Raw genomic sequence first — 555 nt, forward strand, 5'->3', positions numbered from 1 at the left:
TATCCGTTCTTGCAGGGTGAGCTGTTCTTATACTACCCAGCGCATGGTTTGGCTGAGACGCTCAACAAGAAGGTCGATAGCTTACTGTCTCATGGGTTGATTGTTGAATTGGGTGATGACACGCTTAGTGTTCCTGAGTCTAATAGCAAGTGCTACCAACAGCTACAAGTACTGGCGACACCCGTTGGACAAAGCCTTGAGCGTTATTTTATGACGCTTGCCCTACTCGCTCAGCAAGGCTCTGGCAATCTAACCGAAAGCGAGGTCGTTGACCTGTGCCATCTGCTTGGACAACGCTTGTCTGTACTGTACGCAGATGATATTCCTGACTTCTTTGATCGCGCATTGTTTACTAGCTTTATCAGCGCTTTGACTCGTCTTGACTATCTACAAAAAGATGATGAAACGGGTATATTGACCTTTGACCACCGTATCAATGACATCGCCAGTCATGCCAAATACGTGCTGACACCTGATATGATGCAAATCTTGCAGCAAGTCGCCAGTTTAAACGAAGAAGAAATCACTCACGCCATTACTGAGATTAGTAATAAA

General features: G+C 45.6%; 1 pseudogene. It reads left to right on the forward strand.

The features are described 5' to 3' along the window. A pseudogene (locus tag ACS8FC_RS19955) lies at positions 1-555 on the forward strand (glycerol-3-phosphate 1-O-acyltransferase PlsB); the annotation flags it as partial.

This window comes from Psychrobacter sp. 1Y4, assembly GCF_051847555.1.